At 61.3% G+C, this 24,086-nt stretch carries 25 protein-coding genes and 2 rRNA genes (1 of these 27 cut by a window edge); 12 read left to right on the top strand and 15 right to left on the bottom strand.

The genetic code is table 11. The annotated features are described in order from the left end of the window. Positions 1-14: 14 nt before the first annotated feature. The 4 genes from R2B70_RS01865 (at position 15) to R2B70_RS01850 (ending at position 5,004) form a co-directional block, all read left to right on the top strand. Positions 15-1,154, top strand: a complete 1,140-nt coding sequence (locus tag R2B70_RS01865; RefSeq protein WP_318162495.1) for an amidohydrolase/deacetylase family metallohydrolase — start codon at positions 15-17, stop codon at positions 1,152-1,154. Beyond that, positions 1,138-2,253, top strand: coding sequence for a DgaE family pyridoxal phosphate-dependent ammonia lyase (locus tag R2B70_RS01860; protein ID WP_318162494.1), 1,116 nt, complete (start codon positions 1,138-1,140; stop codon positions 2,251-2,253). Before R2B70_RS01865 ends, R2B70_RS01860 begins: the two co-directional genes overlap by 17 nt. Then, complete coding sequence (dagF, locus tag R2B70_RS01855) at positions 2,253-2,993, top strand: 2-dehydro-3-deoxy-phosphogluconate aldolase (protein ID WP_318162493.1); 741 nt, start codon at positions 2,253-2,255, stop codon at positions 2,991-2,993. Before R2B70_RS01860 ends, dagF begins: the two co-directional genes overlap by 1 nt. Positions 2,994-3,099: 106 nt before the next feature. Continuing rightward, positions 3,100-5,004 (top strand): BglG family transcription antiterminator, encoded by a 1,905-nt coding sequence (locus tag R2B70_RS01850; RefSeq protein ID WP_318162492.1) that lies wholly within the window; start codon positions 3,100-3,102, stop codon positions 5,002-5,004. 15 nt (positions 5,005-5,019) lie between these two features. Here the strand turns inward: R2B70_RS01850 and npr are convergent, their stop codons facing one another. The 10 genes from npr to R2B70_RS01800 all read right to left on the bottom strand — a co-directional run bounded on the left by npr (position 5,020) and on the right by R2B70_RS01800 (position 11,827). Continuing rightward, positions 5,020-5,292: a PTS phosphocarrier protein NPr gene (gene npr, locus R2B70_RS01845; RefSeq protein ID WP_042074425.1), complete on the bottom strand. Its 273-nt coding sequence runs from the start codon at positions 5,290-5,292 to the stop codon at positions 5,020-5,022. Between the two features lie 16 nt (positions 5,293-5,308). After that, positions 5,309-6,175 carry an RNase adapter RapZ gene (gene rapZ / locus R2B70_RS01840; protein WP_318162491.1) on the bottom strand — a complete coding sequence of 289 codons (867 nt, stop codon included), beginning with the start codon at positions 6,173-6,175 and terminating at the stop codon, positions 5,309-5,311. A 40-nt stretch (positions 6,176-6,215) separates the two neighbouring features. Continuing rightward, positions 6,216-6,662: a PTS IIA-like nitrogen regulatory protein PtsN gene (gene ptsN, locus R2B70_RS01835; protein ID WP_010675870.1), complete on the bottom strand. Its 447-nt coding sequence runs from the start codon at positions 6,660-6,662 to the stop codon at positions 6,216-6,218. Between the two features lie 2 nt (positions 6,663-6,664). Further along, the gene (hpf, locus tag R2B70_RS01830) at positions 6,665-6,952 is read right to left on the bottom strand and encodes a ribosome hibernation promoting factor (protein ID WP_005305957.1); all 288 of its coding nucleotides are present in this window, start codon (positions 6,950-6,952) and stop codon (positions 6,665-6,667) included. A gap of 20 nt (positions 6,953-6,972) precedes the next feature. Continuing rightward, the gene (locus R2B70_RS01825; RefSeq protein ID WP_042074418.1) at positions 6,973-8,412 is read right to left on the bottom strand and encodes an RNA polymerase factor sigma-54; all 1,440 of its coding nucleotides are present in this window, start codon (positions 8,410-8,412) and stop codon (positions 6,973-6,975) included. Positions 8,413-8,477: 65 nt separating this feature from the next. After that, a complete protein-coding gene (gene lptB / locus R2B70_RS01820; RefSeq protein WP_010675872.1) occupies positions 8,478-9,203 on the bottom strand; it encodes an LPS export ABC transporter ATP-binding protein in 726 nt (241 codons plus the stop codon). Positions 9,204-9,215: 12 nt separating this feature from the next. After that, positions 9,216-9,734 (bottom strand): lipopolysaccharide transport periplasmic protein LptA, encoded by a 519-nt coding sequence (gene lptA / locus R2B70_RS01815; protein WP_042074415.1) that lies wholly within the window; start codon positions 9,732-9,734, stop codon positions 9,216-9,218. Further along, positions 9,721-10,281, bottom strand: a complete 561-nt coding sequence (lptC, locus tag R2B70_RS01810; RefSeq protein ID WP_042074414.1) for an LPS export ABC transporter periplasmic protein LptC — start codon at positions 10,279-10,281, stop codon at positions 9,721-9,723. The genes lptA and lptC overlap by 14 nt, the downstream gene beginning before the upstream one ends. Then, the gene (kdsC, locus tag R2B70_RS01805) at positions 10,278-10,832 is read right to left on the bottom strand and encodes a 3-deoxy-manno-octulosonate-8-phosphatase KdsC (protein ID WP_042074412.1); all 555 of its coding nucleotides are present in this window, start codon (positions 10,830-10,832) and stop codon (positions 10,278-10,280) included. Before kdsC ends, lptC begins: the two co-directional genes overlap by 4 nt. Beyond that, positions 10,832-11,827, bottom strand: a complete 996-nt coding sequence (locus R2B70_RS01800; RefSeq protein ID WP_318162490.1) for a KpsF/GutQ family sugar-phosphate isomerase — start codon at positions 11,825-11,827, stop codon at positions 10,832-10,834. The genes kdsC and R2B70_RS01800 overlap by 1 nt, the downstream gene beginning before the upstream one ends. A gap of 206 nt (positions 11,828-12,033) precedes the next feature. Here R2B70_RS01800 and mlaF point away from each other — a divergent pair, with 206 nt between their 5' ends. The 7 genes from mlaF to murA are packed head-to-tail and all read left to right on the top strand — an operon-like array spanning position 12,034 to position 16,557. Further along, positions 12,034-12,834, top strand: a complete 801-nt coding sequence (gene mlaF / locus R2B70_RS01795; protein WP_209794250.1) for a phospholipid ABC transporter ATP-binding protein MlaF — start codon at positions 12,034-12,036, stop codon at positions 12,832-12,834. After that, complete coding sequence (mlaE, locus tag R2B70_RS01790) at positions 12,834-13,613, top strand: lipid asymmetry maintenance ABC transporter permease subunit MlaE (protein WP_042074408.1); 780 nt, start codon at positions 12,834-12,836, stop codon at positions 13,611-13,613. Before mlaF ends, mlaE begins: the two co-directional genes overlap by 1 nt. Before the next feature lie 7 nt (positions 13,614-13,620). Then, the gene (gene mlaD, locus R2B70_RS01785) at positions 13,621-14,121 is read left to right on the top strand and encodes an outer membrane lipid asymmetry maintenance protein MlaD (protein WP_209794251.1); all 501 of its coding nucleotides are present in this window, start codon (positions 13,621-13,623) and stop codon (positions 14,119-14,121) included. A 2-nt stretch (positions 14,122-14,123) separates the two neighbouring features. Further along, positions 14,124-14,756: a phospholipid-binding protein MlaC gene (gene mlaC, locus R2B70_RS01780; protein WP_209794252.1), complete on the top strand. Its 633-nt coding sequence runs from the start codon at positions 14,124-14,126 to the stop codon at positions 14,754-14,756. After that, a complete protein-coding gene (locus tag R2B70_RS01775) occupies positions 14,753-15,025 on the top strand; it encodes a lipid asymmetry maintenance protein MlaB (protein WP_042074400.1) in 273 nt (90 codons plus the stop codon). Before mlaC ends, R2B70_RS01775 begins: the two co-directional genes overlap by 4 nt. Next, on the top strand, positions 15,025-15,282 hold the full coding sequence (gene ibaG / locus R2B70_RS01770; RefSeq protein WP_010675882.1) for a BolA family iron metabolism protein IbaG: 258 nt from the start codon (positions 15,025-15,027) through the stop codon (positions 15,280-15,282). Before R2B70_RS01775 ends, ibaG begins: the two co-directional genes overlap by 1 nt. Before the next feature lie 18 nt (positions 15,283-15,300). Then, positions 15,301-16,557, top strand: coding sequence for a UDP-N-acetylglucosamine 1-carboxyvinyltransferase (murA, locus tag R2B70_RS01765; protein ID WP_042074397.1), 1,257 nt, complete (start codon positions 15,301-15,303; stop codon positions 16,555-16,557). A gap of 92 nt (positions 16,558-16,649) precedes the next feature. Here murA and pmbA read toward each other — a convergent pair whose 3' ends face one another. After that, positions 16,650-17,993, bottom strand: a complete 1,344-nt coding sequence (pmbA, locus tag R2B70_RS01760; RefSeq protein WP_318162489.1) for a metalloprotease PmbA — start codon at positions 17,991-17,993, stop codon at positions 16,650-16,652. A 113-nt stretch (positions 17,994-18,106) separates the two neighbouring features. Between pmbA and yjgA the strand changes: the two genes are divergently transcribed. Next, on the top strand, positions 18,107-18,631 hold the full coding sequence (gene yjgA, locus R2B70_RS01755; protein WP_042074394.1) for a ribosome biogenesis factor YjgA: 525 nt from the start codon (positions 18,107-18,109) through the stop codon (positions 18,629-18,631). A 64-nt stretch (positions 18,632-18,695) separates the two neighbouring features. Here yjgA and R2B70_RS01750 read toward each other — a convergent pair whose 3' ends face one another. The 4 genes from R2B70_RS01750 to R2B70_RS01735 all read right to left on the bottom strand — a co-directional run. Next, on the bottom strand, positions 18,696-21,779 hold the full coding sequence (locus tag R2B70_RS01750) for a transglycosylase domain-containing protein (protein ID WP_209794255.1): 3,084 nt from the start codon (positions 21,777-21,779) through the stop codon (positions 18,696-18,698). 211 nt (positions 21,780-21,990) lie between these two features. Continuing rightward, entirely contained in the window at positions 21,991-22,308 is a 318-nt protein-coding gene (tmaR, locus tag R2B70_RS01745) for a PTS system regulator TmaR (RefSeq protein ID WP_042074391.1), read from the bottom strand. 362 nt (positions 22,309-22,670) lie between these two features. Then, positions 22,671-22,785, bottom strand: a 5S ribosomal RNA gene (rrf, locus tag R2B70_RS01740). A 124-nt stretch (positions 22,786-22,909) separates the two neighbouring features. Continuing rightward, positions 22,910-24,086: ribosomal RNA gene (locus tag R2B70_RS01735) — 23S ribosomal RNA — on the bottom strand; it runs 1,712 nt beyond the window's last position.

The following is a 24,086-nucleotide window of genomic DNA, read 5'->3' as shown; positions in this document are numbered from 1 at the left end:
TCGAGGCCATCAGCATGTACGACATGATCATCAGGGCGGGACGCCTGGGAAACGGGCAACTCGTCGACATCGCCATCCTGGACGGAAGGATAGCGGCCCTGGGTGCGCTGCCAGAGACCACGGAGGCGAAGCAAACCCTCACTCTGGCCGGACAGGTGCATGTGAGCGCCGGCTGGATCGACGGCCACACCCACTGCTATCCCGCCTCCCCCATCTATTGCGATGAACCGGACAAGGTGGGGGTGGCGTCCGGCGTCACCACCGTCATCGACGCCGGCAGCACGGGCGCCGACGACGTGGACGACTTCCAGCGCATAGCCGCCACCTGCAAGACCCGGGTGCACGCCCTGCTCAACATCTCCCGCATCGGTCTCTTGCGCCAAAACGAGCTGGCGGACAGCCGGGACCTCGATATGGATCTCGCCTCGGCAGCCATTCGACGCCATCCCGGCTTCATCGTCGGCATCAAGGCACGCATGAGCGGCAGCGTGGTGGGTGAGAACGGTCTGCAACCCCTGCGCATGGCCAAGCAGATCCAGCAGGCCAACGGCAACCTGCCGCTCATGGTGCACGTGGGCAACACGCCGCCGGATCTGGACGAGATCGTCGCCCTGCTGGGGGACGGCGATCTGCTGACCCACTGCTTCAACGGCAAGCCGAATCGCATCCTGACTCCGGCGGGCGAGCTGCGCCAGGCGGTGCGCGAGGCGATGCGGCGTGGGCTCTTGCTCGACATCGGCCACGGCGGCGCCAGCTTCAGCTTCGAGGTGGCGGAGCTGGCTATTGCCCAGGGGATCCTGCCCCGCACCATCAGCTCCGACATCTACTGCAAGAACCGCATCAAGGGGCCCGTCTACAGCCTGGCCCATGTGATGTCGAAATTTCTCGCCATCGGCATGAGCCTGGAGCAGGTGCTCGCCTGCGTCACCCACCATGCCGCCGACGCCCTGCGCCTGTCCGGCAAGGGGCGACTCGAGGTGGGCGCCGATGCCGATCTGACCCTGTTCGAGGTGATGAACGGCCCCACCCTCTTTACCGATACCGAAGCCGGCGCCCGCAGTGGCGATCGGCAACTGATGCCCCTCGCCGCCCTGGTCGGTGGCGAACTGGTTCTGACTCACTATGGGAAATCACACCATGCCTTCCGTGTATGAGAAATACCGGCTCAAACCGGTGATCAACGCCTCCGGGCGCATGACCATCCTCGGCGTCTCCACCCCCGAGCAGGAGGTGGTCGAGGCGGTCAACTTCGGCCTCGGCCACTACTTCGAGGTCAAAGACTTGATCAACAAGACCGGCGCCTACCTGGCCGACCTGCTGGGCGTTGAAGATGCGGTGGTGGTCTCCTGCGCCAGCGCCGGCATCGCCCAGTCGGTGGCCGCCATGATAGTGCGCGGCGACCCCTACCGTCTCGAGCAGTTGCACGCCCATGCCCACAATGTGCCGAGCGACATCGTGCTGCCCAAGGGACACAACGTGAACTTCGGCGCCCCCGTCGGCACCATGGTCAACCTGGGGGGCGGCAAGGTGGTGGAGGCCGGCTACGCCAACGAGTGCTCTGCCGCCCAACTGGCCACCTCCATCAGTGACAACACCGCCGCCATCCTCTACATCAAGTCCCACCACTGCGTGCAGAAGAGCATTCTGTCGGTGTCCGAGGCGGCCGAGGTGGCCAGGGCCCACGGGATCCCGCTCATCGTCGATGCGGCGGCCGAGGAAGATCTGCGTCTCTACTACAACCAGGGAGCGGATCTGGTCATCTACAGCGGCGCCAAGGCCATCGAAGGGCCCACCAGCGGCCTGGTGCTCGGCAAGCGTCAGTACGTGGAGTGGGTCAAGCAGCAGGCCAACGGCATCGGCCGTGCCATGAAGGTGGGCAAGGAGGGGATCCTCGGCCTCACCCACGCCATCGAGCGCTCCCTGGCCAAGGAGAAGGAGAGCGGCGCCGCCATGGTCGCCAAGATGACCCCCTTCATCGAGCGCCTCAACCAGTTGCCCGGCATCAGCGCCAAGGTAGTGTGGGACAGCGCGGGGCGCGACATCGCCCGCACCGATATCGCCTTCGACCACCAGCAGATCGGCATGACCACGGTGGAAGTGGTCTCCCGCCTGCAGCAGGGCACGCCTGCCATCTACTGCCGGGGCTACAAGGCCAACGAGGGACACATCGAGATAGACGTGCGCAGCGTCACCCAGCTCCAGCTCAACCAGATCCATGCCGCCATCGCCCACCTCGTTCAGGAGAACAACTGATGTCCCTTACCCCCAACTACTACCGTGATCGGGTCTGTCTCAACGTGCTGGCAGGTTCCAAAGAGAATGCCGTCGACATTTATGAAGCCGCCGAGGGCCACGTGCTGGTCGGTGTGCTCTCCAAAAACTACCCGGATGTGCCCTCCGCCGTCGCTGACATGCAGGCCTACGCCAGGCTTATCGACAACGCCCTCTCCATCGGGCTGGGGGCCGGCGATCCGCGCCAGTCCGCCATGGTGGCCGAGCTGGCTCGCCAGCTGCAGCCCCAGCACGTCAACCAGGTGTTCACTGGCGTTGGCGCCAGCCGGGCACTGCTCGGCCAGTCTGACACCCTGGTGAACGGCCTTGTCTCCCCCACCGGCACCCCGGGGATGGTGAAGATCTCCACCGGTCCCCTGAGCAGCCAGCAGCCGGACGGCATTGTGCCCATCGACACCGCCATCGCCCTGCTCAAGGACATGGGCGGCAGTTCGGTCAAGTTCTTCCCCATGGGAGGCCTGGCCTGCCGCGCCGAGTATCAGGCGGTGGCCGAGGCCTGCGCCCGTCACGGCTTCTGGCTGGAGCCCACCGGCGGCATCGATCTCGACAATTTCGAGGAGATAGTGCGCATCGCGCTGGATGCCGGGGTCGAGAAGGTGATCCCCCACATCTACAGCTCCATCATCGACAGCGAGAGCGGTCAGACCCGTCCCGAGGACGTGCGTACCCTGCTGGCCACGATGAAAGGACTGCTGGCATAGCAACACCCTCAGGCACCGGTCCGATCACTGACCGGTGCCTGGCTTGTCAATGACCCCCTTGTTAACATCGATATTTCATTCCGCGACAGGAGTCCGATCCCGCCTCATGATCAAGCTGCCCCACCCCAGACTCCAGCAACTGCTCACCCTGCTCCACGCCGAGCCGCTGCCGCAGGAGGAGCTGGCCCGCCGCCTCAACGTCTCTACCCGTACGGTGCGTACCGACGTGGCGACCCTGAACGAGCTCATCGCCACCCGGGGTGCCCACCTGATCCACCAGCGCGGCAGCGGCTATCAGCTCAAGATCTACAATCAGGGGCTGTTCGAGTCGCTGCTGGCGGCCCAGGAGCAGGAGAGCGGATTGCCCCGCACCAGCCGCGAGCGAGTGCTGCACCTGCAGATCCTGCTGTTGACGGCGGAGCAGGGGATCAAGCTCGACGAACTGGCGGACACCTGGTATCTGAGCCGGGCGGCGCTGCAGGGGGACATGGCTGAGGTACGGGAGCGGCTCGCCCACTTCGGGCTCGCCATCGACAGCAGACCCCGGCTGGGGATGCGCATCCAGGGGGGCGAGACGGCGATCCGCGCCTGCCTCACCCAGCTGCTCTGCCAGGAGCTGCTGCACCGGCATCCGCTCCAGAGCCTGCTGCCCACCCTCTGCCCCAGCAAGACGCTGGAGGTAGTGGGCAACCACATTCACGAGCAACTCGGTCGCCATCAGCTGCGTCTGGCCGACGAGAGCCTGCAGCAAGTCACCGTCTACTGCGCCGTCGCCCTGCTGCGCCAGGCGTCCGGCCACGAGTTGCGGCAGTTTGCCAGCGACGACATCACGCCGGCCCTGGCTGCGGTGGCCCGCGACATCTATGCCGAGCTGCCGACCCTGACCCCGCCGGGGCAGGAGGAGATCGCCTGCCTCGCCATCCAGATCCAGGCACGTCTCACCGCGGAGACGCCCCTGCTCAGCCCGGCCATGGCGACCGAAAGCGAGCAACTGGTGGCGCACCTGCTGGACTACATCCACCAGCACTACCCTTATGACCTTCGCGGCGATCCGCAATTGCGGGCCGACCTGCAGACCCACATCGGCGCCATGCTGCTGCGGGTCAAATACCAGATTGGCAGCCACAATCCGCTGGCGGACCACATCAAGCAGTACTATCCCCTCGCCTACGACATCACGCTGGCGGCCATCTCGGAGTGGATCAGGCAGACCCCCTACCACCTGACCCATCACGAGATAGGCTACCTGGTGATCCACATCGGGGTCGGCCTGGAGCGCCACCATGACATCGGTTACACCCGGCGCCCCCAGGCGCTGCTGCTGTGCGATGCGGGCAACGCCACCTTCCGGGTGCTGGAGGCGCGTATCCGGCGGGAATACCCCCAGCTTCAGCTGACCACGCTGGAGTCGGTGCGGGATTACGAGGGGCTGGTGCGGGTCGAACAGGATTTCGTCATCAGTACCGTCAAGGTGAGCGAGAAAAATGCCCCCGTGGTGCAGGTGGCCCCCTTCCCGACCCAATACCAGCTGGAGCAGCTCGGCAAGCTGGTGCTGGTCGATCGCACCCGCCCCTACCTGCTCGACAAGTACTTCGATGCCGACCACTTCATGGTGCTTGATGAACCTCTCAGTCAGGCGGCGCTGTTTGATCGCATCTGCAGCCAGCTGGAGGTGGAGGATCTGGTGGAAACCGGCTTTCGGGGATCATTGCAGGAGCGGGAGCGGATCGTCTCCACCCTGCTGGGGGACGGCATCGCCCTGCCCCACTCCCTCGGCCTGCTGGCGCGCCGCACCCTGGTCTATACAGTGCTGGCGCCACAGGGCATCGACTGGGGCAACGGGGAGAGCGCCACCCTGATCTTCGTGCTGGCCATCGCCAAGGCCGACTACGAGGAGGCCATGGGGCTTTACGACCTGTTTCTGGCGCTGATGAACGAAAAAGCCAGCAGGAACCTGCTGGCTTGTCGGGAGTTTGCCGCCTTCAAGGCGCTGGCGCGCAGCGCTCCCTGAGGCAACGGGGGGCGTTCATTCCTCGTTGAAGCCCGAGGTGAACAGCGCCACCACGGCGGCCAGAGCCTCCACTTCCTCGGGCCCCTCCACCTGGACTTCCACCTGCTTGCCCTGGGCGGAGTCCAGCATCAGCAGGCCGATCACGCTGTCCGCGTCGGCCTCCACGCCATCCTCGTTGCGCAGCAACACGTGGGCATCGAATCCCTGTACCAGCTCGAACAGCATCATGGCCGGTCGGGCGTGAATGCCTAGCTTGTTTTTGACTTCTACCGAGGCGGAAACTGTCATCTGAGCATCCTGTGTGTCAGGCGGGGTTTGAACGCTTGTCCAACGTGCGATGGCGGATCTGCACGTTCTTGCCAAGCAGCCGGAATGCGCTGGCGAGCCGCTCGGCGATGAACACCGACCTGTGCTGGCCACCGGTGCAGCCGATCCCGACGGTTACATAGCTGCGATTGTTGCGCTCCAGATGGGGCAGCCAGGTCCCCAGCATGTTCTCGATCTGCTGGATGAACAGCATGACGTCGGGCTGGCTCGAGAGGTAGTTGGCCACGGGCTCATCCTTGCCGGTGAAGGGCTTGAGCTCGGGAATCCAGTGCGGATTGGGCAGGAAACGGGCGTCGAACACGAAGTCCGCATCCTTGGGAATGCCGTACTTGAAGCCAAACGACTCGAACACCAGCACCAGTTCGTTCTCTTTCTTGCCGAGCACCCGGGTCTTGATGAGCTCGCTGAGATCGTGAATGCTGAGGTTGGTGGTGTCGATGCGCAGGTCGGCGGTCGAGGAGAGCGGCGCCAGCAGATGGGTCTCTTCCCGGATCGCCTCGTCCAGCGACAGCTTGTTGCGGGACAGGGGATGCAGACGGCGGCTCTCGCCGTAGCGTTTGAGCAGGGTGGTGTTGTCCGCGTCGAAGAAGAAGCTCGAAAACTTCACCCGTCCCTCGTTGCGAACCTGGCTCAGCAGGCTCTCCAGCTTGTCTGTCTGGGCTGGCAGGTTGCGCACGTCGATGCTGACCGCCAGCTTGTCATACTGGCTCTCCACCGAGACGATCAGCTGAGGCAGCAGGTTGACCGGCAGGTTGTCCACGCAGTAGTACCCCAGATCCTCCAGCACCCTCAGGGCTACCGTCTTGCCGGAGCCCGAACGACCGCTTACCACTATTAACTGCATCTTGTCCCCTCACGCCAACGTGGCTGTGTCAGACCCGGCCTCAGGCCGACGTCATGATCTGATAGAGTTCTTCGTCACTGGTCGCCTGGCGCAACTGGCGGCAGACGGCTTTGTCACCCAGCTTGGATGCCATCAGGGAAAGGGTCTTGAGGTGCTGTTTGCACTCGCTTTCCGGCACCAGCAATGCAAAGAGCAGGTCAACCGGTTGATTATCGATAGAATCGAAAGGGATGGGTTCGGAGAAGGTCATCAATACGGCGGTCGGGGCAAAAGCGTCGTCGATCCGACCGTGGGGAATGGCGATACCGGCACCGATCCCGGTACTGCCCATCTTTTCACGCGCCAGCAGGCTCTCAAACAGCACCTGGCGGGAGGCACCGAGGCGCTCTGCGGCCAGTTCACTGATGATCTCGAGCGCGCGTTTCTTGCTGGTACAAGGGACCGCACTCTTGGTGCAGTCCCGACTCAGTATGTGTTCAAGTTGCATAGTTATTTTTGATTTAACTTATCTTTGTGCTTGATGATCTGCCGATCCAGTTTATCCAGCAGGGTATCAATCGCCGCATACATGTCGGCATGCTGCGAATTGGCGAACACCTCTCCCCCGCTGACATGCAGCTTGGCTTCGGCGATCTGGTTCAGTTTTTCGACGCTCAACACCACATGTACGTTGTTGATATGGTCAAAGTGACGCTCGAGTTTGGCAAATTTGTTGTTCACATAGTCACGCAGAGCTTCGGTAATCTCGACATGGTGTCCGGTCAGGTTGATTTGCATAACGTCTTCCTTCTGTTTGCCTAAACCAGGCGTTTGCGCTGATTGGATGGCGGGATCAACAAGGATTCTCGGTACTTTGCGATCGTGCGTCTCGCCACCATAATACCCTGTTCGGCCAGCAAATCCGCGATCTTGCTATCACTAAGCGGCTTGGCGGGGTTCTCCGCCGTCACCAGCTTCTTGATGAGCGCACGAATAGCGGTCGATGAGCACTCTCCTCCTCCCTCCGTATTGACATGACTGGAGAAAAAAAACTTCAGTTCGAAGATGCCGCGGGGCGTATGCATGTACTTCTGGGTCGTGACCCTGGAAATGGTCGACTCATGCATCTCCACGGCCTCGGCGATGTCATTGAGCACCATGGGTTTCATCGCCTCTTCGCCATACTCGAAGAAGCCCTGCTGCTGCTCGACGATACAGCTGGCCACCTTGAGCAGGGTGTCGTTGCGGCTCTCCAGACTCTTGATGAACCACTTGGCCTCCTGCAAATGGGAACGGATGAACTGGGTATCCGTACTGCTGCGGGCATTGCGCGCCATGGCCGCATAGGCCTCGTTGACACGGATGCGCGGTGCCGAGTCCGGATTGAGCTCCACCACCCACTTGCTCCCCTTCTTGACCACGGACACATCCGGGATCACGTACTGGGATTCACTCTGGATGATGCCGTTGCCGGGCCTGGGCTCCAGTTGCTGGATGAGATCCAGCACCTCCTTGAGATCACTCTCCTTGAGGCGGGTCTTGCGAGCCAGGGTGCGATAGTCGCGATTGCCGAGCAGATCCATGTGCTCGCGGATCACCTCCCTGGCCTCGTTGAGCCAGGGCAATTCAGGCGAATACTGGCCGAGCTGGATAAGCAGGCACTCCTGTACCGAGCGGGCGGCGATGCCGACCGGATCGAAATGCTGCACCCGCTTGAGCACCGCTTCGACCTCATCCAGTTCGACTTCTACCTCTTCGCTGCTGACTGCAGCCTGAATATCTTCGAGGGTGGCCGTCAGATAGCCGGATTCGTCGATGGCATCGATGATGGCCAGCGCGATCGCTGCATCCACGTCGCTGAAGGGGGTGAGCCGCATCTGCCACAGCAGGTAGTCCTGCAGGTTCTCGGTGGTTTCCCCCTGATAGATGCTGTCCTCCCCGTCGTGAATGGGCCCTGCACTCTGGGCCGTACCGGCGGAGTAGACCTCGTCCCAGGTGGTGTCCACCGGCAGTTCGTCCGGCATGCTCTCCTGGGCCATGGCATCGCTGGAGTCGAGTTGACTGGCGTCCTGTGCCTCTGCCTCACTGGTTTCCTGCGCCTCGTTCTCCTCTTGCTCCAGCAAGGGGTTGTTGTCGAGCGCTTGCTGAATTTCCTGCTGGAGTTCCAGGGTGGAGAGCTGGAGCAGACGAATCGCTTGTTGTAATTGTGGCGTCATGGTCAGGGACTGACCGAGGCGCAACTGTAATGTCGGCTTCATCTACGTCGGGATATCCTTATGTTCAGCGAGGCAGTCACCTAACAAAAATGAGGGGTGCCCCCTTACTATAGACTGAATTGATCGCCCAAATAGACGCGCTTGACCTGCTCATCGGCGAGGATGTCGGCCGGCGCACCTTCGGCAATCATCTTGCCGTGACTGACGATGTAGGCCTTCTCGCACACATCCAACGTCTCTCTGACGTTGTGGTCGGTGATCAGCACACCCAGCCCGCGTTCTTTCAGATGCTGGATGATCTTTTTGATGTCTATGACGGAAATAGGATCAACACCGGCGAAGGGCTCATCCAGCAGAATGAAGCGCGGCTCAGCCGCCAGCGCCCTGGCGATCTCGACCCGGCGGCGCTCCCCGCCCGAGAGGCTCTGTCCCAGGCTGTCGCGGATATGGGTGATGTTGAACTCTTCCAGCAACTGTTCGACCTTATCCTCCCGCTCTTCCCGGCTCAACCCCTTGCGGGTCTGCATGACCCCCATCAGGTTGTCGAACACCGACAGGCGCCGGAAGATGGAGGCCTCCTGAGGCAGGTAGCCGATGCCGTTGCGGGCTCGGATGTGCATGGGCTGCAGGCTGATGTCCTGCTCGTCGATGGTGATGAGACCGGCATCCCGCTGCACCAGGCCCACGATCATGTAGAAGGAGGTGGTCTTGCCCGCCCCGTTCGGGCCGAGCAGTCCCACGATCTGGCCCGTTCCCACCTCCAGGCTCACGTCGCTAACCACCATGCGGCGCTTGTAGCTCTTCTGCAGACCCGTTGCTTTTAACACTGCCATGGTTTCTGTTTCCTACTTCTTCTGGTCGGCGGGCTTGTCGAAGTTCTCGACCTGATCCGGCAGGAACACCGTCTTGACGCGCTGGGCCGGCCCCTTGCTCTCGGCGATCATCTTCTGTTTGACGATGTCGTAGCGGATGAGATCCCCGTTCACCTGGCTGTCTTCCTGCTTGAGCTGGCCGTTGCCGGTGATGGTCACCAGCCGGTTCTTCAGTTCGTAACGGATGCTGTTGCCGTGGGCATTGACCGGCTTGCCGTTGTCCAGCACCTGGAAGAAGGTGGCCGGATTGCCGTAGGCCGTCATCACTTCCGCCCCCTTCTCGCCGGAGCGGATCACCACCACCTTGTCGGCCTGAATCTTGATGGTGCCCTGGGTGATGATGACGTCCTCGCTGAAGGTGATGCGGTTGTCCTGCATCTCGGCCACTTGCTTGACCGCATCCACATAGACCTTCTCGGCGAAGTCGGACTCTTTGGCGCTCAGAGTGCCGCACAGCAGCAGGGTCGTGAGGGCCAGATTAACGTTTTTCATTGAAATAAGTGGCATGGCCTTTATCCAGTAATTCGAAATATTTACGTTCCAGGTGACCCTTCAGGCCCACGCCTTCGGTCTGGAATTCCTGGCCCACTATGCTGATGTGCTGGTTGCTTCTCATCTCCTGAGTCACCAGATCCAGCTCCAGATAAGGGCTGTCCAGCGTGGAGATGAACGAGGTCGGCAGCAGGCCGTCCAGATGCACCTTGTCACGCAGGATCACATTGTCATCGGTGTTGAGCACCCCGGTCTCGGCCGTCAGCTTCCACTCGGCCTCCCCCTTCTCGTCGAACATGTAGACCACCGGCTTGTCGAAGGTGGCCTGCTCGAGGATCTGGTAATACTCCGCGTATTCCGACTCCAGCCGTTCGGTCCGCTTGCCCAGTTCGTTGAAGCGGGTCGTCACCAGGTTCCTAGCGGTGAAGTCCGGCTGAAAGTTCTCCACCTTGGTGGTCGGCTCCGGGGCCAGCTCGATCTCGCCCAACTGCCAGGCCGCCAGCGCCACCAGGAACAGCAGGCCGAAGAGCACCGTCTGCTTGTTCATATCGACGCCTCGGGTTGATAGTCTCCCAGGCCCTTGGCCTGGAGGATGAGATCGCACACCTCGCGCACCGCACCGACACCGCCTCCCAGCCGCGTCACCATGTCGGCCCGCGCCAGCACCAGAGGATGGGCGTCCGCCACGGCGATACCCAGGCCACAGGCCTGCATCACCGGCAGGTCTATGGTGTCATCCCCCATATAGGCTGCTTGTGATGCATCCAGCCCCAGCTTGGCCAGCAGTGCCTCGAAGTGGGGCAGCTTCTGATCCGCCCCCTGCACCAGGTGCTGTACCCCCAGGCCCTTCATGCGATCACTGACGATGCGGGAGTTGCGCCCCGTGATGATGGCGATCTCGATGCCCGCATTGAGCAGGGCCCGCATGCCGGCGCCGTCGCGGGTGCAGAAGGTCTTCAGCTCTTCGCCATTGTTGCCCATATAGATGAAGCCGTTTGAGAGCACTCCATCCACATCGCACACCAGCAGGCGGATCTGCGCCGCCCTCTCGTACTGGCTGCGCGTCACCGGACCATAGAGGGTCGGTACGTCTTGCATCAAATTACTCCGGCTTTCAGCAGGTCGTGCATGTTGAAGGCGCCCAGCGGACGTTTTTCCCCGTCCACGACCAACAACCCGTTGATCTTTCTGGTTTCCATCAGTTTGACGGCCTCGGCCGCCATCATCTCAGGTCCTACGGTAACACAGTTCACCGTCATGACGCGGCTGATGGGGGTGTGATGGATATCCACCTGCAGGTCCAGAATGCGGCGCAGGTCACCATCGGTGAACAGGCCGGCAAGCAGCCCCCGTTCATCTACCACCGCCGTCATGCCGAGCCCCTTGCGGCTCACTTCCAGCAGCGCCTGGCTGATGGTGGCATCTATCCCCACCTTGGGCAACAGCTCACCGCTGTGCATCAGATCGCCGACCCGCAGCAGCAGCCGCTTGCCGAGGGACCCGCCCGGGTGCGACAGCGCGAAGTCATCGGCGGTGAAGCCGCGGGCCTCCAGCAGGGCCACGGCCAGCGCGTCCCCCATCACCAGGGTCGCGGTGGTGCTGGAGGTGGGTGCCAGACCGAGGGGGCAGGCCTCCTTCTCCACCTTGATGCACAGATGCACATTGGCCTCTTTCGCCATGGTGGAGGCCGGGTTGCCTGTCATGCAGATGAGTGGAATGCCGCGACGCTTGAGCACCGGCAGCAGGGCCAGGATCTCGTCGCTCTCGCCGGAGTTGGAGATGGCGATGATGAGATCCCCGCCGGAGATCATCCCCAGATCCCCGTGGCTGGCCTCGCCCGGGTGCAGGAAGAAGGCGGGTGTCCCCGTGCTGGCCAGGGTCGCGGCAATCTTGTTGCCGATATGACCCGACTTGCCCATGCCGGTCACCACTATCTTGCCACTGCAGCGCAGCACCATCTCGCAGGCGCGCTCGAAGGCTTCGTCAAGGTACTGGTAGAGCCCATCGATGGCTTGTTTTTCTATGTCCAGCACCGCACGGGCACTGCGACGGAAATCGAACAATTCAGACACTTTTTCAGGCTTTACAGACATAAAGGCACAGCTCCGGGCCGAAATTTGCTGCGGGATTATAAAAAAGTCTGCCGAGATAAGCGAATCGGATGCGGAAGGGCCGGTCGTTGATGCAAGTTGTTACATAAAACTGTCGCATCTTTGGGGGGGAAACCCGCTCAATAGTTGTTCCTCGCTGTTGCTTAGACCTAGACTAGCCCATAAAATTCGCTCTTCATTTATACCGGATGGACAATTGTTTGAACGATGACCTGATCACCATCTCCGACCTGACGTTCAGTCACGGAGATAGGTTGCTGTACGACAGGATCAACCTGACCATTCCCCGTGGCAAGGTCACCGCCGTCATGGGGCCGAGCGGGATCGGCAAGACCACCTTGCTGCGCCTGATCGGGGGCCAGCTGAAGCCTGAATCCGGTCACATCCTGTTTGACGGGGAAGACATCCCCACCCTCTCGCGCAGCCGGCTGTATGAAGTGCGCAAGCGGATGAGCATGCTGTTTCAGAGCGGCGCCCTGTTCACCGGCATGACGGTCTTCGACAACGTGGCCTTTCCGCTGCGGGAGCACTCCGGTCTGCCGGAGGAGCTGATCCACACCATCGTCATGATGAAGCTGCAGGCGGTGGGCTTGCGCGGCGCGGCGAAACTGATGCCCTCCGAGCTCTCCGGCGGCATGGCCCGACGCGCGGCCCTGGCCAGATCCATCGCTCTGGATCCGGATCTCATCATGTATGACGAGCCCTTCGTCGGTCAGGACCCCATCACCATGGCGGTGCTGGTCAAGCTGATCAAGGAGCTCAACGGCGCCCTCGGCATCACCTCCGTCATCGTCACCCACGACGTGAAAGAGGTGCTGAGCATCGCCGACTACGCCTACATCATCGCCAACCGCAAGGTGGTGGCCCAGGGCACGCCGGAGCAACTGCGCGAAGAGCACAATCCCGAAGTCGAGCAGTTCCTGAAAGGATTGCCCGACGGTCCTGTTCCGTTTCATTTTCCGGCAGGCGACCTGCTACAGGATCTGTGATGTTGACAACTCAGGTAAGCAAGCTGGGGCGGAGCGGGGTGCGCTTCATCAGCGCCATCGGTCGCGCCACCATCATGCTGTTTCATGCGCTGGCGGGCCGCCCCCAGCCGCGCAAGCACTTCCCGCTGCTGGTGCAGCAGCTCTACGTGGTGGGTGTACAGTCCGTCGCCATCATACTGGTGTCGGGCCTCTTCATCGGCATGGTGCTCTCGCTGCAGGGCTACAACGTATTGAAGGATTTCGGCGCAGAGCAGAGCCTGGGGCCCCTGGTCTCCCTCTCCCTGCTGCGGGAGCTGGGCCCCGTGGTCACCGCCCTGCTGTTCGCCGGTCGTGCGGGCTCGGCCCTCACCGCCGAGATCGGCCTGATGAAAGCCACCGAGCAGCTCTCGAGCCTCGAGATGATGGCCGTCGATCCCCTGCGCCGCGTCGTGGCGCCACGCTTCTGGGCCGGTGTCATCAGCATGCCGCTGCTGGCCTTCATGTTCAGCCTCATCGGCATCTTCGGCGGCAAGCTGGTTGGCGTGGACTGGCTGGGGGTGGATGAGGGCAGTTTCTGGTCCGCCATGCAGGCCTCCGTCGACTGGCAGGACGACATCATGCAAGGGGCCATCAAGAGCCTGATCTTCGCCCTGGTGGTCACCTGGATCGCACTCTTCAACGGCTATGATGCCAAACCGACCTCGGCCGGGATCAGTCAGGCGACGACCCGCACCGTGGTCCACTCATCCCTGGCCGTGCTCGGTCTGGATTTTATACTCACCGCAGTCATGTTTGGATAAGGGAAAGATGAAGTTCAGCAAAGTAGAATTTCTGGTTGGCGCCTTCATGCTGGCTGGCATCGCGGCCATTCTGGCATTGGCACTGCAAGTGGCGGGGTTGAGTTTCAAACCGGAAGGAGAAACCTATACCCTGCGCGCCCATTTCGATAATATCGGCGGCCTGAAAGTACGCTCGCCGGTCAAGGTGGGTGGCGTCGTCGTCGGCCGGGTCAGCGACATCAGCCTGGATGCCAAGAGCCAGGTGCCCGTCGTCTCCCTGCAGATGCAGAAGAGTGCCGGCGAGTTCTCCGAGACCAGCACCCTCTCCATCCTCACCTCAGGCCTGCTCGGCGAGCAGTACATCGGTCTGGCTCCTGGCTTCACCGACGAGGAGATGGGCACCAGCATGCTCAAGGACGGCGACATGATCGAAGACACCAAGTCCGCCATCGTGCTGGAAGACCTGATTGGCAAGTTCCTTTACAGCCAGTCCTCTCCGGCCGCCAATACACCCGCAACCAAGGAGTAACCATGTTCAAGAAAATCGCCCTGCTGCTGGGTCTGATGACCAGCATGCTGTTCTCCCTCGTCGCCCGGGCGGATGTCAACACCTCGGATCCTTACGCCCTGGTGGATCAGGCCGCCCAGCAGACCTTTGCCCGCCTGAAAGCCGACCAGGCCCAGGTGAAGAGCAACCCGGACCACCTGAGGGTGATCATCCGCGAGGAGCTGCTGCCCTATGTGGACAACCGCTTCGCCGCCTACAAGGTGCTCGGCAACCAGATCAAGCAGACCACCCCGGCCCAACGTGACGCCTTCGTCGACGTCTTCACCGAGTACATGGTGAGCTCCTACGCCGATGCCCTGGCCCACTTCGACAAGCAGACCGTCAAGGTTCAACCGGGCAAGGCCGCCGAGAGCAACATCACCGCCGTCAACGTCAGCGTGAAAGAAGCCGGCAAGCCGGATATCTTCCTCGAATTCAAGCTGCGCAAGAACAACAAGACCGGCGAGTGGAAAGCCTTCGACATGGTCGCGGAAGGGATCAGCCTGCTCTCTGCCAAGCAGAACGAGCTCGGCGGCCTCATCCGCCAGAACGGCATCGACGCGGTGATTGCCCAGCTGCGCGAACACAATGCCAAGCCGCTGGTCATCAAGTCATGATCCTGAGCGGTGACTTGCAGGCTGCCCAGGTCAACGATCTGTGGCAACGCCGCGCCGACTGGTGGCAGGACGACCGACTCGAACTCGGTGCCGTCACCACCCTGGATTCCGCCGGCCTGGCCCTGCTGGTCAAATGGGCCAAGGCGGCCCTGGCACGAGGCGCCACACCGACACTGGTGGGCGCCTCCGACGATTTTCATACGCTGGCCAACCTCTACGGGGTGGCCGGCCTCTTTCATTCAACCCCGCTCACAACTGAGGACTCATAATGCAAGTCTCTGAAATTGAAGCGATACTCCTCGAGGCTTTGCCATTGTCCGAAGTCCATGTCAAAGGAGATGGCAGTCACTACCAGGTGATCGCCGTCGGCGACATGTTTGACGGCATGAGCCGGGTCAAGAAACAACAGGCCATCTATGCCCCCCTGATGGACAAGATCGCCACCAACGAGATCCACGCTCTCTCCATCAAGGCCTATACCGACGCCGAGTGGAAACGCGAGCGTAAATTCCAGCTGCCCTCCTGATTTGGTAAAGAAGTAACCATGGACAAATTCAAGATCACCGGCCCCTGCACCCTCTCCGGTGAAGTGACCATCTCCGGCGCCAAGAACGCCGCCCTGCCCATCCTGTTCGCCACCCTGCTGTGCGACGAAGAGGTGCAGCTCTCCAATGTGCCGCGTCTGAAAGACGTCGGCACCACCCTCAAGCTGCTGGAGATGCTGGGCGCCACCACCAAGGTCAACGGCAATGTGACCGTGCTGACCGGTGCGGTGAACAACCACGTCGCCCCCTACGAGCTGGTGAAGACCATGCGTGCCTCCATCCTGGCGCTGGGTCCGCTGGCGGCCCGCTTCGGGGCGGCCGACGTCTCCCTGCCCGGCGGCTGCGCCATCGGTGCCCGCCCGGTCAACCTGCACGTCCACGGCCTGGAGCTGATGGGCGCCAAGATCACCATCGAGGACGGCTATATCAAGGCCCGTGTCGATGGTCGCCTGAAGGGTGCCCACATCCTGATGGACATGGTCTCCGTCACCGGCACCGAGAACCTGATGATGGCCGCTGCCCTGGCCGACGGTCGCACCGTGATCGAAAACGCCGCGCGGGAACCGGAGGTGGTCGATCTGGCCCACTTCCTCAACGCGCTCGGAGCTAACATTCAGGGTGCGGGTACCGACACCCTGACCATCGACGGCGTCGAGCGTCTGCACGGTGGCAGCTACAGCGTGCAGCCTGATCGCATCGAAACCGGGACTTTCCTGGTGGGCGCAGCGGTCACCGGCGGCAAGATCACCTGCCGCAACACGGACCCGAGTCTGCTGGAAGCCGTGCTGGTCAAGCTGGAAGAGGCAGGCGCCTTGATCGAGAAGGGCGAGGACTGGATCACCCTGGACATGACGGGCCGCACCCTGAAGCCGGTTACCATCAAGACCGCCCCCTACCCGGCCTTCCCGACCGACATGCAGGCCCAGTTCACCGTCCTGAACGCGGTCGCCCAGGGTACCGGCATGGTCACCGAGACCATCTTCGAGAACCGCTTCATGCACGTGCCCGAGCTGGTACGGATGGGCGCCGATATCGAACTGCAGGGCAACGTGGCCATCTGCCGCGACACCAACCAGCTCAAGGGTGCCCAGGTGATGGCGACCGATCTGCGCGCCTCCGCCAGCCTGGTGCTGGCCGGCTTCGTGGCCGAAGGGGCCACCATAGTCGATCGCATCTATCACATCGACCGTGGCTACGAAGACATCGAGCACAAGCTGCAAGGCCTGGGCGGTCGCATCGAGCGCATCAAGGAATAAGTCCGGTTCCTCATGAGCCGAGCATAAAAAGGCCCCCTCGCCAGGCGAGGGGGCCTTTTTCATGGTCGCGATTCAGACAGGGCAAAGGGAGATCAGTGCCCCGCCAACTTCATCTGCTCGACCAGCACAGAGCCGGTCCTGAGGCTGGAGCGCTCGTCTTCGTCGCAGCCCACCGCCACGATATGGCTGAACACCTCGGCCAGGTTGCCCGCTATGGTGATCTCCTCCACCGGATAGGCTATCTCGCCGTTCTCCACCCAGAAACCGGCGGCGCCGCGGGAGTAGTCGCCATTGACGATGTTGACCCCCTGCCCCATCAGCTCGGTCACCAGCAGGCCGGTGCCCATCTCCTTGAGCATGCCCTGGAAGTCCTGACCTGTGCTGGAGACCTGCCAGTTATGGATGCCCCCGGCGTGGCCCGTGGTGGTCAGCCCCAGCTTGCGGGCGGAGTAGGAGGTGAGCAGCCAGCTCATCAGCTCGCCGTCGCGGACTATGTCCAGGTCGCGGGTACGCACCCCCTCCCCGTCGAACGGGGTGCTGGCGAGCCCCCCCAGCAAGTGGGGGAACTCCTGAATGGTGAGCCACTCGGGCAGGATCTGCTTGCCCAGCTTGTCCAGCAGGAAGCTCGACTTGCGATAGAGGTTGCCCCCGCTGATGGCCATCACCAGGTGGCCCCAGAGCCCGGCTGCGGTATCGGGGTGGAACAGCACCGGGGCGTGACGGGTGCTGATCTTGCGAGCCCCCAGGCGGGAGACGGTGCGCTCCACCGCCTCGTCGGCGATGCGCTGCGGGCTCCAGAGCCCGTCCAGGGAGCGGCTGGAGGAGTAGCCATAGTCCCGCTGCATATCGCCGTCCTGCTCGCCGATCAGCACGCAGCTCAGGGAGTTGCGCGATGCCGCATAGCCTTTGACGAAGCCGTGGCTGTTGCCATAGACCTTCACCCCCAGATGGCTGGAGAAACTGGCGCCGTCGGAGTGCTTGATGCGGGCGTCGCGCCCCAGGGCCAGCCGCTCGCACTCGATGGCCAGCTCGATGCCGCGCTGGGGATCGAGCTCGATGGCGTGACAGAGTTGCAGATCCGGCGCATCCCAGGCCAGCAGATCCGCATCCGCGAGGCCGGCGCACTCATCGGGAGAGGTATGGCGAGCGATCTCCATGGCCGCTTCCACGGCGGCACGAATGGCCGGCTTGGTCAGATCCGTGGTGGACGAGGAGCCCTTGCAGCCATCGCGATAGACGGCGATGCCGAGCGCCCCGTCCTTGTTGAACTCGATGCTTTCCAGCTCGCAGCCCCGGGTATTCACCGAGAGGCCGGTCTGTTTGCTGATGGAGACTTCGGCAAGCCCGGCGCCCAGCCCTTTCGCTATCGCCAGGGCCTCGGCGACCACGGCCTCGAGATGGGCTTGATCCTGGCGGATTTGATCTTGCTGGTCCATAACTCACATCTGTATGAAGGAAGGAAAGGGGCTAAGCATATCAGACCCCTGCGCCCAGCGGGAGAAGCTGGTAACATATCCGCCAAACGTGAATGACAGGAATCTAGAGACCGATGAGTCAATATCAAGACGACAACGAGTGGGAAGACTGGGGCCCCAGCAAGAGCCAGCTCAAGCGCGATGCCGAGGCCTTGCAGAAGATGGGGGAAGAGATCGTCTCCCTGAGCCACAGCGAGCTGGAGAAGATCCCGCTGGACGAGGAGCTGGCCGAAGCGGTCGAGCTGGGCCGCAAGCTCAAACCCAAGAAGGATGAGTCCTTCCGCCGCCATCTACAGTTCATCGGCCGCCTGATGCGCAGCCGCGATGTCGGCCCCATCGAAGAGGCCCTCTCCATCATCAAGATGCGCCACTCCACCGTGAACGCCCGTCTGCATCGTCTCGAACAGTGGCGCGAGCGCCTGATCACCGAGGGTGACAGCGCCCTCAACGAGCTGATGTCCCAGTTCCACGAACTGGACCGCCAGAAGCTGCGCCAGCTGATCCGGACCGCCAACAAGGAGCGGGAGCTGAACAAGCCGCCGGTCGCCTATCGCGAGATGTACCAGTACCTGCGCGGCGAGATCGAAGACCAGCTGTAAGCCAGCAGCCTGCTGACGGCAGAAACAAAGACGGGGCCAATCAGGCCCCATTTTTTATGCTAGATCAGTTGCCCGCCATACACTGGGTATGGGTGCCGGGCTGCAGATAAGGCACCAGCAGGGGGGCCATCCCCTTGAGTACCTGCACCGGTAGCGCCGACGTGAAGCGGAACTTGTCGGACTGGCTGCCCGGCACATAGGCCGTCAGGGTGCCGAAGTGATCATTCCCGATGTAGAAGACAAAGGTCGCGGTACGGTTGCGGGCCAGCGAGCTGGTCACATTGCCGTAGCGGCCAACCGTCTCGATCCTGTTGTCCCCCGTCCCCGTCTTGCCCCCCAGGGCCAGGACGGTGCCGTCCTGCAGGGCGAAGGCTCCGGCGATGCGCCGCGCCGTGCCCCCTTCCACCACCTTGGACAAGGCGTTGCGCAGGGCATCCGCCACCTCGACCGGCATCACCCTGACCCCTTGGGTATTGGCCGGCTCAAAGGCGGTGGCAAAGGGGGTGTCCTTGGCGAAGGAGAGATGCTCGATGCGCAGAGTCGGCGCCCGCATCCCGCCGTTCTGGATGATCCCCATCAACTCCGCCAGAGCCGCCGGCCTGTCACCCGAGCTGCCAAGGGCGGTTGCCAGGGAGGGCACCAGATGGTCGAACGGATAACCCAGGCGTGCCCAGCGCTGATGGATGTCGAGGAAGGCCTCGACCTCCAGCATGGTACGGATCCGGCTGTCCCTGGCACTGCGATGGCGGGTCTTGAACAGCCAGCTGTAGACCTCCTGACGCTCGTCCCGGCTGGCCTCGACGGCGTCGGCGAAGGTCGCCTTGTCAAACGCCCTGAGATAGGAGAGCAGCCACAGCTCCAGGGGGTGGACCCGGGCGATATAGCCCTGGTCCGGCAGTGAATACTTACCCGGACCGTAGCTGACATAGAGCTGCTCGACCCGCTTCTCGCTCAGCTTCTCCCGTGGCAGACGCTTCGCCAGGAAGGCGGCAAACTCCGCCTGCGATGCCTCCGGCATCAGGTAGCGATGCACGGCCGCGAGACGCACGGCGCTGGGCTTGAGACCGTCGAGGAAGGTATCGAGCTGCTCTTCCACCGTCTTGCCGCGATACTTGCGCCAGAAGCGCAGCAGATAAGTCTGGCCCTCCTTGTCGGCAAACTTGGCGAGATACTCGGTGCGGCGCGGATCCTTGTCATCCTTGAGCAACTGGGCCCGGTTGCCCTCCTTGTAGAGGCTGTAGCGCACTATATCCCGCATCAGCCGCACGAACGGCAGGTTGATGGATTCACGCAAGGCATCGCGGATAGGGGGGATGCGACCGTTGTCCTCCTTGCGGAAGTTGTTGAAGGTGTGCATGCCGCCCCCGGTGAAGAAGCCTTCATAGGGGCTCGCGGAGTACTTGCGGTCCAGCGCGGCCTCCAGCATCACGGGCAGGCTCCGATCCCTGGCATTGATCAGATAGGAAATGGCCCAGCGGCTGATGTTGTCCTGATCGGAGACCTCGATCTTGCGCAGACTCTCGGCCGGCATGTTCCCGTAGCTGTCGTGCAGCTCGGTGACGATCTCGAGATAGGTGGTCAGCACCCTCAGCTTGGCGGTGGACCCCAGCTCCAGCTTGCTTCCCTCGTTGATGTCGAACGGCTGATCCGTGTTGTCGGTCTGCACGCGCACCTTGACCCCTTCCGGGGTCTTCTCGAACAGAGTGAAGCTGTATTTCACGTCCCCCGTCTTCTCCGGCGAGAGCAGGCGCTCACCAAACAGGCCGACCTGGGCGGCGAAGGCGGGATCCGCCAACTGCTGCAGATAACGTGAGACCTCGTTTTGCAGCGGCATGTTGAGGGTGGTATTGGCCGTCAGATCCATGCGGTCCAGGTCATAGAGCTGAACCCCGAGCTGGCGGCTCAGACGGGTTCGAGCCACCTGCAGGCCCTTGTTGTTGTTGACCCGGGTGATGGCCGGTGCCTGCAGGAAATCGCGGAAGACCAGCTGGGCCTTGAGGGCGGACTCCATCAGGGGGGGCGTGATCATCCCTTCCTGCACGAACAGTCTCAGGTAGCTGTCTGTCAGGGTCGACAATGCCTCCCGGCCCTGAGCCAGGTAGTAGGAGGGGCGACGGTGGGCAATCATCAGGGAAACGACCTGGCGCAGTGCCAAGCCCTGTTCGGCCAGGGTAGCGTCCTGATTGCGGGCGGGGTCCAACAGACGATTGACCTCGTCCACATTGGCCCCGAACCAGACCCAGAGGCCATCACCGAGACCGTGCACCTCGCCATAACCGGGCGCCGCAGAGAGCGGGACCGAGTTGAGGTAGGCCCAGGCAACCAGCTTGCGGGCCTCCAGGGTTTCGGGCCCCAGCCGATAGGCACGCACGCTGGCCGAGACCATCTGGCGGATCTTCTCGGTCGGCGAAACGGTCAGGCCATCGGGAGAATGACGATACTTCTCCACCTGGGTCGCCAGGGTACTGCCGCCGGCCGACTGATCCTGCATGTCCAACGCCTTGCCCACCTGAGACAGGGCCGCCTTGGCGAAGCGTGGCCAGTCCACGGCCGGGTTGGCGAGGGGCTCCTTGTTGCTCAGCAGATCCCGGTTCTCGATAAACAGCAGCGACTGTATTACCAGAGGCGGTATGGCGTTGAAATCCGGATAGTAATGGGTCGGATACTTGTACTGGTAGAAGGGCTCGGCACGACAGTCATGCAGCGTCAGCCCAGCCTGAACCTTCTCGGTGTAAGGGACAAAGAAACCATGGCTGGCATAGTTGTAGAGTGCATCAGAAAAACGCACCTGCTCGCTCACCTGATAGCCGCGCTGGGTTAGACGCTCCTGGATCATGGGCATCAGCACATAGCCAAGGCGCTTGTCGAAGGGGCCATCGTCCGGGAAGGCGATCTGTTTACTGGGGCCGGGTTCAAGCTGATACGTCAGCTTGGCTGCATAGCGGGAGACCTCCTGCGACTGCAGCCGTGATGTCTTCATCTCATAGCCGACCAGGGCAATCACGGCAGCCAGGCAAAGCACGAAGATAAAACAGAACAACCAGCGCCACCAAGGGCGACGCTTGCGCTGATGTTGCCCGTCCGCATGCGGGACGGATGAATCCTGAGATGCCACTTTATTCGAATCCGTCTGTTTTGATGCGCCCATATCAGCCCCACCATGGTTGCGCAATTTATTGTCTTTCAATCAAGCTTAGTCGTTTCAAGTCAAGGGCTTGAAAACTATTGACTGCTTTGCAGCGATGTTAACAGGGCAATTGTGAAAATGGGAGCCGATTGTTGCAGCGCGGCAAGAGATCCGAGCTGAGGGGGAAATGAAACACCGGCCCAAGGCCGGTGTTTGCGAGAGCAGGGCGGGATTACTTGCTGGTGCTCATGCCTTTCAGCTTGGTGCTCAGTTCCTTGCGCTCCTTGGAGAGCTCTGCGTTCTTGATGATGTGGTCATCAACCCGCTCTTCATAATCCGCACGCATGTTGGCGATGATGGCCTGTACCTCGTCGATGCTCATGCCGGGCTTGATGTAGTCGCTCAGGTTGTCGAGCAGCAGGACCCGCTTCTGGTTGTCACGGATCTTCTTCTCGTTATCCGCGATCTCACGCTTGAGCTTGTTCTGACGACGGGACATACGCACATATTCCAACACATCGCTGAAGGTAGATTTATTTACTTGTTCCATATCGATACCACTACTGAAGGTGAATGAAAACTGATCTGTATTCCCAATACCAGATAAAGAGACGAAGGCATGGCATGGGCAAACCCGGAATGCCCTTTACTCTACCGAGTTATGATGCAGATACAACCCCAATCGCAGGCCCGATACCGGGTTTAGACAGAAGAGAGCCAACTGGACAATCTGATGCACAGCGGTGGGTGCTCAGGTAACGTCATGTCCATACGCCAAGCAATGACAGCGGGCAAATAGGCCACTCCATGCAGAGATATAAATAAGAGGGAGCGAGGGGCAGGACAACGGCGAACAGACATTTCAGGCAATAAAAAACCCCGCTCAAATGAGCGGGGTTCTTCGTGTTGGGTGCCTGGCAGTGTCCTACTCTCGCATGGCGAATGCCACACTACCATCGGCGCTACAGCGTTTCACTTCTGAGTTCGGCATGGGGTCAGGTGGTTCCACTGCGCTATTGCCGCCAGGCAAATTCTTCAATCCAGAAAGCTGACGTGAATAACAACTCGGCTAGTTTGCTTTGTCATTACCACTGAATTTGTAAGTAGTTCATGCACTTGCTACAAGTCTTCGAACACTTCTTGGGTGTTGTATGGTTAAGCCTCACGGGTAATTAGTATGGGTTAGCTCAACACGTCGCCGCGCTTACACACCCCACCTATCAACGTTGTGGTCTCCAACGGCCCTTTAGGACCCTCAAGGGGTCAGGGATGACTCATCTCAGGGCTCGCTTCCCGCTTAGATGCTTTCAGCGGTTATCGATTCCGAACTTAGCTACCGGGCAGTGCCACTGGCGTGACAACCCGAACACCAGAGGTTCGTTCACTCCGGTCCTCTCGTACTAGGAGCAACTCCCTTCAATCATCCAACGCCCACGGCAGATAGGGACCGAACTGTCTCACGACGTTCTGAACCCAGCTCGCGTACCACTTTAAATGGCGAACAGCCATACCCTTGGGACCGACTTCAGCCCCAGGATGTGATGAGCCGACATCGAGGTGCCAAACACCGCCGTCGATATGAACTCTTGGGCGGTATCAGCCTGTTATCCCCGGAGTACCTTTTATCCGTTGAGCGATGGCCCTTCCATTCAGAACCACCGGATCACTATGACCTACTTTCGTACCTGCTCGACCTGTCCGTCTCGCAGTTAAGCTGGCTTATGCCATTGCACTAACCTCCTGATGTCCGACCAGGATTAGCCAACCTTCGTGCTCCTCCGTTACTCTTTGGGAGGAGACCGCCCCAGTCAAACTACCCACCAGGCACTGTCCGCGAGCCCGATTCAGGGCCCTGCGTTAGAACATCAAACATACAAGGGTGGTATTTCAAGGACGGCTCCAGCGCAACTGGCGTCACGCCTTCAAAGCCTCCCACCTATCCTACACATGTAGGTTCAATGTTCAGTGCCAAGCTGTAGTAAAGGTTCACGGGGTCTTTCCGTCTAGCCGCGGGTACACCGCATCTTCACGGCGAATTCGATTTCACTGAGTCTCGGGTGGAGACAGCATGGCCATGGTTACACCATTCGTGCAGGTCGGAACTTACCCGACAAGGAATTTCGCTACCTTAGGACCGTTATAGTTACGGCCGCCGTTTACCGGGGCTTCGATCAAGAGCTTCGCTTGCGCTAACCCCATCAATTAACCTTCCGGCACCGGGCAGGTGTCACACCCTATACGTCCACTTTCGTGTTTGCAGAGTGCTGTGTTTTTGATAAACAGTCCCAGCCATCTGGTCACTGCGACTCCCGTCAGCTCCATCCGCAA

Source organism: Aeromonas sp. XH (assembly GCF_033348475.1).
GTDB classification, from domain to species: Bacteria; Pseudomonadota; Gammaproteobacteria; order Enterobacterales; family Aeromonadaceae; genus Aeromonas; species Aeromonas sanarellii.
The sequence above is the reverse complement of the archived record's forward strand: the minus strand, read 5'-3'. Positions and strand labels throughout refer to the sequence as shown.